The organism is Flavobacterium sp. HTF, assembly GCF_003105115.1.
In the GTDB taxonomy this organism is placed as follows: domain Bacteria; phylum Bacteroidota; class Bacteroidia; order Flavobacteriales; family Flavobacteriaceae; genus Flavobacterium.
Genome location: NZ_QETH01000098.1, coordinates 1 through 14,963, shown reverse-complemented (window position 1 = coordinate 14,963; position 14,963 = coordinate 1). Strand labels below are relative to the sequence as shown.

Here is a 14,963-nt window from a genome sequence, read left to right as displayed (position 1 = left end):
ATTATTTAGTAGATTGTTAAAATATTAATTTTGTTTCGATGAATAAATTATTTTTTAGAATACTTGTTTTACTAATGAGCTTGTCCTTAATAGGGATAATTCTGGTTCAGGTATATTGGTTCAACTCGTCTTTTAAAAATAATGACGAACAGTTTAAATACCACGTTACACAAGTAATTGGAAATGTTGCCGATAAGCTTGAAAAACAAGAATTGTACAGCTTTGCCAATGAGGTAAATAAAATAAAGGACAGTACAGGTAAAATTCCAAAAAAAGAAGATCTGCTTCAGGTTCTGTTTGTTCAGAGAAATAAAAAAACAAATAAAACTATTGTATACACCAATACGCTGACAGCTGAGGATTATGATATGGATGCTTCACTGTTTAATAAAAAATTCAGCAGTGAAAGATTTAGAAATTTTAGTTCTAAAAGAGTTACTGAAATTTATAACAATAACACAGGTATCGATAATAATGTTCTGGGACAGAGTATTATACCGGATATTAAAATTGAAAAAACAGGCAGCCTCGATATCTTAAACAAGGTACAGCAGGAGATATCGATAAAAGATGCTGCAGATGCTTTACCTCTTGAAGAAAGAATCTCCAAAGAGAAATTGCACGGACTTCTAAAAAAAGAACTTGAAGAATACGGCGTAAAAACTAAATTTGAGTACGGAGTTCTAAATAGCGGTCTCGCAACTAAAGTAAGATCAGATGCCTTTCATTATGATAAAGATGCAAGTTACCACGTTCCCATCTTTACGAACAATGAAGGAAGTAGTAAATATGAATTGTATATTACATTTCCTCACAAAAAGAAATTTTTATTATCTGAACTGTTAAGTATCACCATACTATCGATAATTTTTACATTAATTATTATAGTTGCTTATACCAGTGCATTAAATCAGTTACTGCGTCAAAAACATATTTCTGAAATCAAAACAGATTTTATAAACAATATGACGCATGAGTTTAAAACTCCAATTGCCACCATTAATCTGGCACTTGACGCAATTAGAAATCCTAAGATTATTGAAGATAAAGAGAAAGTTTTTCGATATCTGCAGATGATAAGGGATGAAAATAAAAGAATGCATGCTCAGGTTGAGAATGTACTTCGAATTTCGAAATTAGAAAAAAGAGAATTAGATATTACCAAAGAGCCAACTGTAATTCATGATATAATTGATGATGCAATTGAACACGTAAATTTAATTTTAGAAGATAGAAAAGGAACAGTTGTTAAGCATTTTAATGCTGCCAGAACAACTTGTCTGATAAATGAAGTTCATTTTACAAATGTTATTGTAAACATTTTAGAAAATGCAATAAAATATTCTCCGAACATCCCTGAAATTGAAATTTTTACAGAAAATGTCAAAGACGTTATTCTTATAAAAGTCAGAGACCACGGATTAGGGATGAGTAAAATAGCTCAAAAAAGAGTTTTTGAGAAGTTTTACAGAGAACATACAGGAGATTTACATAACGTAAAAGGACACGGTTTGGGTCTTGCTTATGTAAAAAGAATAGTTGAGGATCACAATGGTCAAGTATATGTTGAAAGCGAAAAAGGAAAAGGTAGCACCTTTATAATAAAAATACCATTAATAAATTAAAATATGGAAAATAATAACAAAAGAATACTTTTAGTAGAAGATGACCTAAATTTTGGCGCTGTTCTTAAAGATTATCTAATGTTAAATGACTTTGAAGTTACTTTAGCTAAAAACGGTATGGAAGGTTTCGAAAAATTCAAAAAAGATGTATATGATTTATGCATTCTGGATGTAATGATGCCTTATAAAGATGGTTACACTTTAGCCAAAGAAATTAGAGAGAAAAACAGCGAAGTGCCTATTATTTTTTTAACTGCAAAATCTATGAAGGAAGATGTGTTAAAAGGATATAAAGCTGGTGCTGATGATTATTTAAATAAACCTTTTGATTCAGAAGTTTTATTAATGAAAATTAAAGCAATTATTCAAAGAAAATCTGCAGATACAAAAGCGGAACAGGTTCAGTTTGAATTTAATATTGGTAAATTCCATTTGAATTCAAAATTGAGATTCCTTACTTTCCAGGATGAAGAGCCAATCAAATTGTCTCCAAAAGAAAATGAATTGCTTAAAATGTTAATTCTTCATGAAAATGATTTGATGCCAAGAGAATTAGCATTAACTAAAATCTGGAGAGATGATAACTACTTTACTTCAAGAAGTATGGACGTTTACATCGCTAAACTTAGAAAATACTTAAAATCTGATGAAGATGTAGAAATCTTAAATATTCACGGTGAAGGTTTCAGATTAGTTGTTAAAAGCAAAGTAACTGAATAAACATAAAATTCAACTTTTCACTTAATAAAAAATATAAAGCTCTGAGAAATCAGAGCTTTTTGTTGTTGTATGTAATGCTTTATTTCCAGTTGAGCTGTAGGGCAAAACATGTTTTATCATCTTTGGTGATACTAAAAGTCGTGTCAGTTTCTGTTTCACTTTCATGAATTACGACATTGTCGTCTAATGATAATTCTTTCATGAAATTCATCTCGAAGCTTTTAATTTCCTGCTTTAGGATTTTTTGAGATTCAACATGATCTAAACACCATTCTAAATACTTAACATTATTAGCATGATTTACAATATCTAAATCAGACAAATAAACTGTTTTTTCAAACACTGATTCTTTTTCAGGATTTACATTTATTTTAGAAAATCCTTCAACTGTTGCTCTGTTTTCAGGGAATAATTCGAAATGTTCGTATGGAAGTGCTAAGCCTTCCGGACGTCGTGCTTTAGTGTTAAAAACGGCCCAAAACGTTTCGCTTCCTACTATTTTTTTTCCGTTTACATACATTTCCAGCGCACGGACAGAACGGGAGTTTTCAAGACTGTTAATCCATGTTTTTACAGTAACAATATCCTGCCATTTTGGTAAAGCGGTAACTTCTACACGCATTCTGCTTAAAACCCATGCCTGGTCAAATTCCTGCATGTCTGTAAAACTTATTCCTCCAACTTCTGAATGCGCAGCAGCAGTTAATTGCAGCAAATTACACAAATCGGTATATTTTAAATATCCGTTTGGCGTGCATTGTGTGAAATTGATTTCCCAGTCTTTACTTAAAACTGATGTGAAATTTGGAGATATTGGCATTTTTTAATTTTTAATTAAGTCCCGATCCCGAAACTTTGGAACGGGATTAGATTTTAGATTCGATGTAACTGATTATTTCGTTTTTCGGTGTTGCGTAGTCAAACCATTTTGTGTTTTCGTTTCTTTTGAACCACGTTAATTGTCTTTTAGAGAATCGACGCGTATTTTTCTTGATTTCTTCTATGGCAAACGGCAAAGAGAATTCTCCGTCAAAATAACTAAATAATTCCCTGTAACCGACAGTCTGGAGTGCATTTAACGCTTTATTAGGATATAATGCCTTCGCTTCTTCGAGTAGTCCCTCATTCATCATAATATCAACTCTTTGGTTGATTCTGCTATAAATTATTTCTCTGTCAGCATCTAATCCAATTAGAATAGGAGTGAAATTTCTATTATTCTTTTTTTGATTTAAAAAGGAAGAATATGGCTTTCCTGTTCCGATGCAGACTTCTGCAAAACGCATCATTCGTTGTGGATTTTGTAGTGTTTGCGGATTTTCAAGAGTTATTTTCTGATAATAATCAGGGTCTAATTTTTCTAACTGTTGCTGAAGATATTCAATTCCTAGTTTTTCATAATTTGAATTTACTTCAGACCGTATTGCAGGATCAATTTCCGGAAATTCGTCGAAACCTTTTAAAATAGCATCTACATAGAGACCCGATCCTCCGATTAGAATAGCAAAATTGTTGGTTTTATGTAATTCTTCGAGTTTCTGTAATGCTTCTTTTTCGTAATCGCCAACAGTATAATTTTCGAATATTGATTTGTTTTGAATAAAATGATGTGGCGCAGATGCAAGTTCTTCCTTATTAGGGACAGCAGTGCCGATTGTCATTTCTTTGAAAAACTGACGACTGTCGCAGGATATAATTTCACAGTTAAAATGTTGTGCCAAAGTTATGCTTAAGGCTGTTTTTCCTATAGCTGTTGGTCCGACAATGGTTATTAGATATTTCATATTTTTTAGCCCGGATGGAAATGGAAACCCCGGAATTATAGTGGTTAGTTTTTTTTTGGTGTAAAAGAGCGACCAGCGAAGCTCCTTTTATGCCTTAAAAAAAACAACCACTATAATGAGGAGTTGCAATGTACAGCTGGATTGGCTTCATAAATTAATTATTAGGTAATTCTGTTCCGCATTCGTAACAATATTTGGCGTTGTCAAAGTGTACTTGCGAATTGCATTTTTTGCATGTTTTTTTTGTGCTGACTGAGCTGTTTCTTAAACTGCTTTTGGCAAATTCGGCTGTTACAATTCCTGTTGGTACGGCTATTATTCCGTAACCCATTATCATTACTAAAGAGGCTAAAAACTGCCCTAACGGTGTTTGAGGAGATATGTCTCCGTATCCTACTGTTGTTAAAGTTACAATCGACCAGTAGATACCTACCGGAATACTGGTAAAGCCACTTTCTTTGCCTTCTACCACGTACATCATGGCACCAATTATAACGGCGCTAATAGCAACAAAATAGATGAAAACGAGGATTTTTTCTTTACTGGCTTCCAGTGCTTCTTTTAACTGAAAGGACTGATGAGAGATTTGGGGAATATGCAAAATTTTGAACAATCTGAAAAAACGAAGTACACGTATGATTGTCAGCACACTTGTGGCGGGAAAGAATATCGAAATATACATGGGTAATATCGCCAAAAGGTCTATAATCCCATAGAAACTGAAGATGTATTTGACTGGTTTCTGAATGGAAATGACGCGTAAAAAGTATTCGATTGTAAAGAAAACGGTGATAACCCATTCGCAAATAAGTAAATAGGAGTGGTATTTGTGACTAATGCCTTCTACGGTATCAAGCATGACCAAAAGAACACTTAATAAAATTAATCCCAGAAGAACCAAATCGAACATACGTCCTAAAATGGTGTTCGTTCCGTAAAGAATGATTTTAACTCTTTCTCTAAAAATCTCGTATTTTGATTTATTTTTTGTCATTCCTACGAAGATACATAAAGTTTGTAAGTATTAAAAATGAATGATTTTAAGGTTTTTGCTTTTTCGGATGTAATTGTGAATTATATTTTTGACATCGCGGTTGTTTTGCATCGGAATCAGGATGTTTTTTAAGATTTCGATGTTGGTAATCTGATAATTCAAATCATAGTAAGCATATCCCTGGTAAACCCCATTTTCGATTAAGATCGCGCTTCGTTCGTTTACATTTCTTCCTCTGTCAAGCAGAATCATGCTTTTGTTTTCAAAACTATTTTCCGCTATCAGTTCTTTAACCCTTGTATTGTATGCTTCCGCAGATATTTCACCGATACAGGCGCCATCACATTCCTTAATTTTATATTGGAAACATTCTTTTTTGGTTTGATATAATCCGGTTAATTTCTGGCACAAATTATATTTGGATGTTAACCTGAAAAGAGCATTTTTTCCTTCCTGGATATTGGCATAAGAAGTAATTTCTTTTTTTCTGCCATCCGCTTTTTCAAGCTTTAAGTTCAGATAGCCATTGCTGTCTTTTTCTGCGTACAGTGCGTATGGAAAAAATGTTTTTCGCTGCGAACGGTTATATTTCGGACGATTTATTTTTACTTCTTCACTTTCTTTTAAAAGCGCAATTAATTCGCTGCCGGTTTCATCATAGGTAATGGTAAATACTTCGGCCTGAATTTTTTTGCTTTTGCTTGTAATTCCGGTAAAATGCTGATTGATACGCTTTTTAATATTTTGGCTTTTGCCTATGTAAATCAGTGTGCCTGCTTCATTATAAATGTAGTAAATACCAGTTTTGGCCGGCATTTGATTTACGAGATCTAATAATTTTGGAGCAATCCCTTTTTCGACTTCCAGTTTTATGAAATCTTTTACGATTGTTTTTTCCAGGTCTTTTTCCAAAAGCATTTTAAACAGCTTTACAGTTGCCATTGCGTCTCCGCTGGCACGGTGTCGGTCTGCCATCGGGATTCCGAGTGCGCGGACTAATTTCCCTAAACTGTATGATGTTTGCTCCGGAATCAGTTTTTTGGCAAGTTCTACTGTACAAAGTGTTCTGGCTTCAAAATCATAACCCAGACGACGAAATTCAGTTCGAAGAATCCGGTAATCAAAAGAAGCGTTGTGCGCTACAATAATACAATCGGATGTAATTTCGATAATTCGCTTGGCGACTTCAAAAAATTTGGGTGCAGAACGCAACATAGCGTTATTGATCCCGGTTAGCTTAACCACAAAGGGCTGTATCGGAATTTCGGGATTGACAAGGCTAATGAACTGATCAACTACCTCATGACCATCAAATTTATAGATGGCTATTTCGGTAATTCCTTCTTCATTAAACTGGCCTCCAGTTGTTTCTATGTCTAGTATTGCGTACAAATTCAGTATTCAGTTTGTTTGCAGAGACGCAAATTATTGCGTCTGTACGATAAGTGATTTTATAAATTATCTTCCACCAAAAATGCTGCTTCCAATACGAACCATTGTACTGCCACATTCAATTGCCAATTGATAATCGCCGGACATTCCCATTGAAATAGTGTTTAATTGACAGTTTGAAGTTTCCTGCGTTTTAATAGAATCAAAAATAGATTTTAAATGTGTAAATTCTTTTTTTATTTGGTTTTGGTCTTCGGTAAAGGTTGCCATCCCCATTAAACCTAAGATACGAATATTTTTCAACTCTTTGAACTCAACAGAAGTTAAAAGTTCGTTTAATTCATTTTCATCTAAACCAAATTTTGATTCTTCTTCAGCAATATAAATCTGAAGAAGGCAATCTATAGTTCGGTTATTTTTTAAAGCCTGTTTATTAATTTCCTGCAATAACTTCAGGCTGTCAACGCCATGGATCAAATTTACAAACGGAGCCATAAATTTAACTTTATTGGACTGAACATGACCAATCATATGCCATTGAATGTCTTTTGGCATTTGTTCCCATTTATCGGTCATTTCCTGGATTTTGTTTTCTCCAAAAATGCGCTGACCCGCTTCATAAGCCTCCATTAAATCAGAAACAGGTTTTGTTTTTGAAACAGCAACAAGGGTTATCTGTTCAGGCAGACTTTCCCTGATTGTATTTAAATTCGATTGAATCGACATGATATTTTCTTTTTATGAAAGAATAAATTGCTTAGAGATTTTCTCTGCCTTTTTACTTTCGCTGTAATCGTAAAAACCTTCACCGGATTTGACTCCTAATTTTCCTGCGCGAACCATATTTACCAATAATGGGCAAGGCGCATATTTTGGGTTTTTGAATCCGTCATACATAACGTTCAGGATAGCAAGACAAACATCAAGCCCAATGAAATCAGCTAGTTGAAGAGGCCCCATCGGATGTCCCATTCCTAATTTCATCACCGTATCAATTTCATAAACTCCGGCAACTTTATTATATAACGTTTCAATAGCCTCGTTTAGCATAGGCATTAAAATTCTGTTTGCTACAAAACCTGGATAATCGTTTACTTCAACCGGAACTTTACCTAATTTCTCAGATAAATCCATAACAATTTTGGTTACTTCATCGCTGGTGTTGTAACCACGAATAATTTCAACCAATTTCATAATTGGCACCGGATTCATGAAATGCATTCCGATAACGCGCTCAGGATGTGCCACCACGGCTCCAATTTGTGTAATTGAAATAGACGAGGTATTTGTTGCTAAGATAGTATTATGAGAACAGGCTTCGTTTAATTGTTTGAAAATATTCAATTTTAATTCTACATTTTCAGTTGCTGCTTCAACTACTAAATCAACACCAACAACACCGTCTTTAATATCTGTATATGTAATAATATTGGTAATTGTTTTTGCCACTTCTTCCTGTGTAATAGTCCCTTTAGACAGCATTCTGTCAAGGTTTGCGGCAATAGTTGCCATTCCTTTGTCTAATGATTTTTCTGAAACGTCAATTAGTTTTACGGTAAAACCACTTTGGGCAAAAGTGTGCGCAATTCCGTTACCCATTGTTCCTGCTCCAATTACAGCTATAGTTTTCATTTAAATTAGGTATTTTGTTTTTAAAAGTTAAGGTTTAAAGAGGCTTTTTTGCCAGCTTTAAACCTTAAAAAATATAAGATATGTTTTGTTTATTTTTTGAAACAATCAATAATCTGATAAGCTACTCGTAATGCATCTGTAGCTTGTTCCAGTGTAACCACCGGAGTTGTATCTGTTTTGATTGCATTTGCAAACGATTCTAATTCGTCGAGAATTGCGTTGTTTTGTTCAATATCCGGATTGGTAAAGTAGATTTGTTTTTTGACACCTTCGGCATTTTGAAGAATCATATCAAAATCTCCCGGAACTTCCGGAGCGTCTTTCATGCGAACAACTTCGCATTTTTTCTCTAAAAAGTCAACTGAGATATAAGCATCTTTTTGAAAAAAACGTGTTTTACGCATGTTTTTCAAAGAAATTCTGCTTGCTGTCAGGTTTGCAACGCAGCCACTTTCAAATTCAATTCGTGCATTTGCAATGTCCGGAGTATCACTAATTACAGAAACGCCACTTGCGTCAATATGTTTTACTTTTGAATTTACTACACTTAAAATAGCATCAATGTCATGAATCATCAAATCTAAAACAACAGGAACGTCTGTTCCGCGCGGATTAAATTCGGCCAAACGATGTGTTTCTATAAACATCGGATTTTCGATCATGTTTTTGGTTGCGATAAAAGCGGGATTAAAACGCTCAACATGGCCAACCTGACCTTTTACATTGTATTCTTTAGCCAGTGCGATAATTTCTTCAGCTTCTTCGACTGTATTGGCAATAGGTTTTTCTATGAAGATATGTTTTCCTGATTTGATTGCCACTTTTGCACATTTGTAGTGGGAAAGTGTCGGAGTGACGATATCGATAACATCGACAGCGTGAATCAATTTTGCAATGGTACTGAAGTTTTTATAGCCAAACTCTTTTGAAATTCTTTCGGCATTTTCCTGATTTTCGTCGTAAAATCCAACTAATTCGTATTTGTCAGATTGTTGTAATAAACGTAAATGTATTTTACCAAGATGACCAGCACCTAAAACTCCTACTTTTAACATGAGAATGTATTTTAAACAAAAATATAATTTATTTGTCGAAAGTGAAAATGAATGCAGTAAAGATTTAGCGATTTGATAACTAAAAAACAATACATGAATTTAATCAGCTTTCTTATTCTAATAATTTTTTAAAAGCTTTGCTCTAAAAAACAGATTGCAAATGCGGGTATTTTTAAAATTATGTTTCTGACCAAAAATAGAGATTAAATTGATTAAAAGTACTTGATAATTGATAATTTGTTTTCTTACTTTTGCCAAAATAAAACCTACTCATTTTGAAAGATACTGCCAAACATCAAGGACTTCGTAATCAATTAGTAAGCACTTTAGAACAAAAAGGAATTACTGACAGAGCTGTGTTGGAGGCGATAAAAAAAATTCCAAGACATCTCTTTCTGAATTCGAGTTTTGAAGATTATGCTTATCAGGATAAAGCATTTCCGATAGGAGCAGGACAGACAATTTCACAACCTTACACGGTTGCATTTCAATCACAATTATTAGAAGTCAAAAAAGATCATAAAGTACTGGAAATCGGTACAGGTTCCGGTTATCAGACTGCCGTTTTGTTTATGCTTGGCGCTAAAGTATATAGCGTAGAAAGGCAAAATGAATTGTTTAAAGCCACTTCTAATTTATTTCCAAAACTAAATATTCGTCCTAAGCATCTTTCTTTTGGAGATGGCTATAAGGGGTTACCTAATCACGCACCGTTTGACAGTATTATAGTTACGGCAGGTGCGCCTTTTATTCCTCAGCCTTTAATGGCACAGTTAAAAATAGGAGGAAGGTTAGTTATTCCGCTTGGAGAAGATGTTCAGATTATGACACTGTTAATTCGTAAAAATGAAACCCAATTTGAAAAACATGAGTTTGGAGAATTCAGGTTTGTTCCTTTATTAGAAGATAAAAATTAAGATAAAGCCCATTTTAAATGAGCTTTATTTTGAAACTAAGCCTATTGCCCGAATTAAATTTACTTTTTGTGTTTGAAGAATATAATTTGTAAAAACTGATTTGTCATCCCTGTTTTGATCATTCTCTTCGACAGTAGTAAAGAGATAATTATGCAGTGATAAAATCCAGTTTAAAATTAAATTGGCTATTTGTAAATTTCCTTTTTCGAAAGGATTTATTTCTAATAGTTTAAGATAACATTCTGATGCTAAAATTATGGGATGCAAACTGTTTTTATTTGTTTCAAACCAATTAAAGAACAAATTCATCTTCCGGATAACCAAAGGATCGTTTTTGTATTTTTCCTGATTTTCTGATTTAGTATTTCCTCTTAAAATTAAGTTGTGAAAGACAAGGAGTTCCTTCTCATTTACATTTATTTTTTTCTGAACTAAATCTTTAAGGTAAATCAATGTTTCGTGAAAATTAATTGCTTCCATGTGTTCCTGCATACTTTTTCCGGAAATGGTCAATCCCTCGTTTATAACCGATTTGGTTTCTTCTAATGTTAGCGAATTTGCACTTAAACGAATACTTTTAAAAATAAATTCTGATTCTAAAGTTTTAGAAATTTTTCGTAATTCGAAGTGGTTCAAAGATTGTATTTGGCTTTTGTAGACTTCGATCTCGTCTAAAATTGACTGGAAAGATGATAAAATTGCGGAATTGATTTTTTTCTTATTATTTTGGATTTCCTGTTCAGCCAGAAGTATAGCTTTGAGAGCAAATTCTTCATCTCCAATCTCATAAAGAATTTTTTCTTTGAGCCACGCTACCATAAGTGTCTCATAATCGATTTCCAAAAGCTGTGCTAATTTAGAAATTTGATCCTTAGTAGGTTTTCTTGTTCCTGATTCAAATTTGCTGATTAATGCCTGATCGATATCTGCGAGTTGCGCCAGTTCTCTTGTCTTAAACCCTTTTTGTTCTCTGGCGTTTTTTAAAAGAGATTTCATTGATGAAAATTTTAGTCTTGACAATTTTAGTCAATTTTGTTGATATAAAAAAAGCAGCGTAAAAGAAAACGTTGCTTTAGAATATTTTATTTTGGGGGAAGTGAGCCGTCTTTTCTCATTTCTTTTACAACTGCCTGCATAATTGCATCCACCGTTTGTCCGACGTCAGTAACATATTCAGATTTGGTGGTTCCTGTCCAGATTAATTTATTTTGTTTTAATGAAAAAATGTTAGTTTCTACCATGTATGAAGTAGTTTCCTGATAATAACCCGGGTCATAAAAAATTGGAGAATACATTCCGTACCAATTGCCAAAACCATATCCGTATATGCCAGTATACATACCATCAAAACCGCCATAATACATTCCGGTATAAGTTCCCGGGACATAATTGGTTTCTTTCTCTTTGCTAACCAGACGCATGGTAACAACTCCGTCAAAATTTTCGTCCTGAAGAATTTTTAATTGCTGTTCTTTGGTTAAATGCAAAGTAGTTCCGTTCATATATTGAAAGGAGGTTCTGAAGATTGGGTTACTGGATGCTATACGGTTTTCTGCAGTTCTTCTGGTGGCTTCATCTTTGACTAATGCCACAACCAAAACTTTTTTAAATTCTTCCTGTGCTACAGTAATTTTAGGATCTCTCCAACTGCTTACAATTGATGTATTGCTGCTGCAGCTTAAGAAAATCAGAGTAATTAACAAAAGGGTATATCTATTCATGATTTTATACTTTAAATTAATACTAATAGTAAATTTAAGTATAAAATATTATAAAACAGCTTGTTATGTGTTTTTGATTTTAATTATACGCTTTTTTAATTCTGTCCAGATCTCGTTTTGTATCCTGCTCTTTTAGCGATTCACGTTTATCGTAATTCTTTTTTCCTTTACAAAGACCAATCTGAAGTTTTGCCAGTCCTTTTTCATTTGTAAATAATTTTAAAGGAACAATGGTCAGACCTTTTGCCTGAACATTTTTATGAAGTGTTTTTAATTCTTTTTTATTTAAAAGTAACTTTCTCTCGCTTCTTGATTTATGGTTGAATTGATTTCCAAAAGAATATTCTTCAATATAAGTATTGATAGCAAAAAGTTCCAGGTTGCTAAATTCACAAAAGCTTTCTGTAATATTCGCTTTTCCTAATCGTATCGATTTGATTTCAGTTCCGGATAAAACAATTCCGGCAGTATAAGTGTCGATTATTTCGTAATCGAAACGAGCTCTTTTATTAAGTATATTGACTGATTTTAACATAATGCAAATGTAAGATAAAAATGAAAACTTTAATACGGCTAAAGATAATTAAAGATTTTTTTTAATCTATGATTTTCGTCATTATTGGCAAAAAAGCTTACTTATAAATTTGTTAAATAATTTAAAACAAACTAAAAAATGAAAAAAATTGTAACATTAGTAAGTTTAGTATTGATGGGTTTAACAGCAAAAGCCCAGGAATCGGGTCAAGGTCTTAAGGGTGCGTGGTTTGCTACATCACAATTTGGTTACCAACAAACCAAAACAGCAGACGTTAAAAATACAAATATGTCGGTAATTCCTATTGTAGGTACATTCGTAACGCCGTCTGTAGCAATTGGAGCAGGTTTTGGGTATATTAATATGAAATCTGCTTCTGATGAAGGAACATCTGCAAAAACAGATTTAATTGTAATTCAGCCATTAGCAAGAAAATATTGGAATATTGCAGGTTCTCTTTATTTCTTCGGACAAGCGGCTTTACCGGTTATAACTGGTAAAGAAAAAGAAGGTGGTACAAAAATAAATCAGGTTGGTCTGTCTGTATCAGGAGGATTTGATTATTTTGTTACTAAGAATTTCTCTGTAGAATTTTCATATGATTTAGCAAATTTCACTTCAACAACAATAAAACCGGAAGAAGGAGAAAAAACAACTGTAACAAATTTTGGATTGGCACATATGGCAAATGTTGATTCAGCTTATTTAGTTGGAGGTTCTAATTTAACAACTCCACTAGCTGTCGGGTTTAAATTTATATTCTAATCATAATTCATGATTTAAATTTCAATTCACTAATTTTGTAAAGAGAAAGACCGTACTTTTTTAGAGTACGGTCTTTTTAGTATTATTTAAAAAATAGAAAATGCAATCTAAAGATCCTTTACACGGAATTACACTTAAAGTTATAGTAGAAAAATTAGTTAACTATTATGGTTTTGATACTTTAGGCGAACTTATTCCAATAAAATGTTTTACTGTAAATCCAAGTGTGAAATCAACTCTTACTTTTTTGAGAAAAACAGATTGGGCACGTCAAAAAGTAGAAGAATTGTATATAAAATCAATTCCTAAATTTTCCTGAAAACTAGTTTAATTTATACGAAATCATAACGCCTCCTCTGTACGGAAGCCATTCTCCACTTTTATTCCAGTGTTTGGCTTTTTCATATCGTCCCGGAGTTCCATCATTATAGTATCCATGATAAAATCCCTGGTGCCATCCACCACCAACAAAAACATCCAGTAAAAATTTATCGTTTAACTTTACATTATAACCTACTGTCGCTCCTAATCTGTAACCAAAACCATGCTCATATTTGTTTGAATCAAAATAATTCCACTTTTGTAATTCATATAAATCTGGTCCGGCATGTACACCCACATAAAATCCGTTGTATTTTTCTTTAAAATGATAACGTACTTCAGGAGTTAAGGTGTAGAATTTCATCGGATTATGCCCGTCGAAAGATTCCCAAAACGAGGCCATTACATCAACGCTAAAAGTGGTTTTTTCTCCAATGCTGGTTTCGATTCCTATATTTGGTATTAGAATAGCTGCAGTCGCGGCATTAAATTTTAGATAAGTCTGGCTTTGAGATTGAATAGAAAAGAAAAGAACAAACAGGATTAAGGCTTTTTTCATAAAATTGTTTTTCGTGGTAAGAAATAAGCTTATTCGCTTATTTTTGGGTGCAAATATAACGCAAAACAAAATTTACTATTGTAGAAACACCTTTTTTTATATGAGATTTCTGTTATATATTTTTTATTTGTTTAATAATGAGTAAATTACTTTGTCTAAGAATTTTCCTTCCCAAAATTCAGCTTCTTTTAAGTGGGCTTCTTTTATAAAACCGCATTTTTCTAATACTTTTTCTGATGCAAAATTTTCAGGATCAATAACAGCTTCAATCGAATGTAGCTTTAAATCATCAAATCCATATCGGATTAACTTGTTAACGGCTTCCGGTATAATCCCTTTTCCATGAAAATCAGGCGATAACATGTAGCCAATCTCTGCACGGTAATTTTCGGGCTGCATTCTGTAAAAACCAATTATCCCGAGTAATTTTGGATTGCCTTTTAATGTAATTCCCCAATTAATGCCAACATTTGTAATGATTTTTTCCTCAATCATTGCGATATGTTCCAGTGCATCTTCATTATTTTTTACTAACGGACGCGGAATATATTTCATCGTTTCAGGATTTGAACGCAATTCAAAAACTTCATTTGCATCATCATTAGTAATTCTTCTTAAGAGTAAACGTTCAGTTTCTATAACTGGAAACGGAGTAAAATTAAAGTCTAACATATTTATAGATTATAATATCTGAATACTAAATTTTGCATCAAATGTCTCGTTGGCATCCAAAACCAAAATCCCTTCTTTTTTGAATAAATCACCGGAATTATCAGGCGTATCTGAATAACCAAACCAGGGTTCAATACAGACAAACGGGGCCTGATCTTTTGTCCAGATTCCTAAACTCGGAAAATCATCAAAATGAACTTTGATGTAAGGTGTTGTGTTTTTTAAAATTGTCAGAGAATTTGATTCTAAAGTTTTAAAAACCAATGCATCA

General features: G+C 33.1%; 17 protein-coding genes and 1 pseudogene. 5 read left to right on the top strand and 13 right to left on the bottom strand.

Annotation, left to right across the window (positions count from 1 at the left end):
- The first annotated feature begins 38 nt into the window (after positions 1-38).
- Positions 39-1,625, top strand: a complete 1,587-nt coding sequence (locus DCO46_RS19540) for a sensor histidine kinase (protein WP_116754165.1) — start codon at positions 39-41, stop codon at positions 1,623-1,625.
- Positions 1,626-1,628: 3 nt separating this feature from the next.
- Positions 1,629-2,345, top strand: a complete 717-nt coding sequence (locus DCO46_RS19535; RefSeq protein ID WP_116754164.1) for a response regulator transcription factor — start codon at positions 1,629-1,631, stop codon at positions 2,343-2,345.
- Positions 2,346-2,424: 79 nt separating this feature from the next.
- Here the strand turns inward: DCO46_RS19535 and DCO46_RS19530 are convergent, their stop codons facing one another.
- The 7 genes from DCO46_RS19530 to DCO46_RS19500 all read right to left on the bottom strand — a co-directional run bounded on the left by DCO46_RS19530 (position 2,425) and on the right by DCO46_RS19500 (position 9,202).
- Positions 2,425-3,165, bottom strand: a complete 741-nt coding sequence (locus DCO46_RS19530) for an acyl-[acyl-carrier-protein] thioesterase (protein ID WP_116754163.1) — start codon at positions 3,163-3,165, stop codon at positions 2,425-2,427.
- 46 nt (positions 3,166-3,211) lie between these two features.
- A complete protein-coding gene (miaA, locus tag DCO46_RS19525) occupies positions 3,212-4,129 on the bottom strand; it encodes a tRNA (adenosine(37)-N6)-dimethylallyltransferase MiaA (protein ID WP_116754162.1) in 918 nt (305 codons plus the stop codon).
- Between the two features lie 154 nt (positions 4,130-4,283).
- A complete protein-coding gene (locus tag DCO46_RS19520; protein WP_116754161.1) occupies positions 4,284-5,123 on the bottom strand; it encodes an ion transporter in 840 nt (279 codons plus the stop codon).
- Between the two features lie 30 nt (positions 5,124-5,153).
- Positions 5,154-6,515: an exonuclease domain-containing protein gene (locus DCO46_RS19515; RefSeq protein WP_116754160.1), complete on the bottom strand. Its 1,362-nt coding sequence runs from the start codon at positions 6,513-6,515 to the stop codon at positions 5,154-5,156.
- Positions 6,516-6,581: 66 nt separating this feature from the next.
- Positions 6,582-7,241 (bottom strand): YggS family pyridoxal phosphate-dependent enzyme, encoded by a 660-nt coding sequence (locus DCO46_RS19510; RefSeq protein ID WP_116754159.1) that lies wholly within the window; start codon positions 7,239-7,241, stop codon positions 6,582-6,584.
- A gap of 12 nt (positions 7,242-7,253) precedes the next feature.
- The gene (locus DCO46_RS19505) at positions 7,254-8,147 is read right to left on the bottom strand and encodes a 3-hydroxyacyl-CoA dehydrogenase family protein (protein WP_116754158.1); all 894 of its coding nucleotides are present in this window, start codon (positions 8,145-8,147) and stop codon (positions 7,254-7,256) included.
- Positions 8,148-8,236: 89 nt separating this feature from the next.
- Positions 8,237-9,202, bottom strand: a complete 966-nt coding sequence (locus DCO46_RS19500; RefSeq protein WP_116754157.1) for a Gfo/Idh/MocA family protein — start codon at positions 9,200-9,202, stop codon at positions 8,237-8,239.
- A 275-nt stretch (positions 9,203-9,477) separates the two neighbouring features.
- On the opposite strand from DCO46_RS19500, the gene DCO46_RS19495 reads away from it, so the two are divergent.
- The gene (locus tag DCO46_RS19495; RefSeq protein WP_116754156.1) at positions 9,478-10,119 is read left to right on the top strand and encodes a protein-L-isoaspartate(D-aspartate) O-methyltransferase; all 642 of its coding nucleotides are present in this window, start codon (positions 9,478-9,480) and stop codon (positions 10,117-10,119) included.
- Between the two features lie 24 nt (positions 10,120-10,143).
- On the opposite strand, the gene DCO46_RS19490 is transcribed toward DCO46_RS19495, so the two are convergent.
- The 3 genes from DCO46_RS19490 to smpB form a co-directional block, all read right to left on the bottom strand.
- Positions 10,144-11,115 (bottom strand): helix-turn-helix domain-containing protein, encoded by a 972-nt coding sequence (locus DCO46_RS19490; RefSeq protein WP_116754155.1) that lies wholly within the window; start codon positions 11,113-11,115, stop codon positions 10,144-10,146.
- Positions 11,116-11,201: 86 nt separating this feature from the next.
- Complete coding sequence (locus DCO46_RS19485) at positions 11,202-11,840, bottom strand: hypothetical protein (RefSeq protein ID WP_116754154.1); 639 nt, start codon at positions 11,838-11,840, stop codon at positions 11,202-11,204.
- Positions 11,841-11,919: 79 nt separating this feature from the next.
- The gene (gene smpB / locus DCO46_RS19480; protein ID WP_116754153.1) at positions 11,920-12,375 is read right to left on the bottom strand and encodes an SsrA-binding protein SmpB; all 456 of its coding nucleotides are present in this window, start codon (positions 12,373-12,375) and stop codon (positions 11,920-11,922) included.
- Positions 12,376-12,513: 138 nt separating this feature from the next.
- Between smpB and DCO46_RS19475 the strand changes: the two genes are divergently transcribed.
- On the top strand, positions 12,514-13,140 hold the full coding sequence (locus tag DCO46_RS19475; RefSeq protein WP_116754152.1) for an outer membrane beta-barrel protein: 627 nt from the start codon (positions 12,514-12,516) through the stop codon (positions 13,138-13,140).
- 100 nt (positions 13,141-13,240) lie between these two features.
- Complete coding sequence (locus tag DCO46_RS19470; protein ID WP_116754151.1) at positions 13,241-13,459, top strand: VF530 family DNA-binding protein; 219 nt, start codon at positions 13,241-13,243, stop codon at positions 13,457-13,459.
- Between the two features lie 3 nt (positions 13,460-13,462).
- Here DCO46_RS19470 and DCO46_RS19465 read toward each other — a convergent pair whose 3' ends face one another.
- From DCO46_RS19465 to DCO46_RS19455, 3 genes and pseudogenes are all read right to left on the bottom strand, one after another.
- On the bottom strand, positions 13,463-14,020 hold the full coding sequence (locus tag DCO46_RS19465) for a DUF3575 domain-containing protein (protein ID WP_116754150.1): 558 nt from the start codon (positions 14,018-14,020) through the stop codon (positions 13,463-13,465).
- Between the two features lie 123 nt (positions 14,021-14,143).
- Positions 14,144-14,692, bottom strand: a complete 549-nt coding sequence (locus DCO46_RS19460; RefSeq protein WP_116754149.1) for a GNAT family N-acetyltransferase — start codon at positions 14,690-14,692, stop codon at positions 14,144-14,146.
- Between the two features lie 9 nt (positions 14,693-14,701).
- Positions 14,702-14,963 (bottom strand): annotated as a pseudogene (locus DCO46_RS19455) (aldose 1-epimerase family protein); the annotation flags it as partial.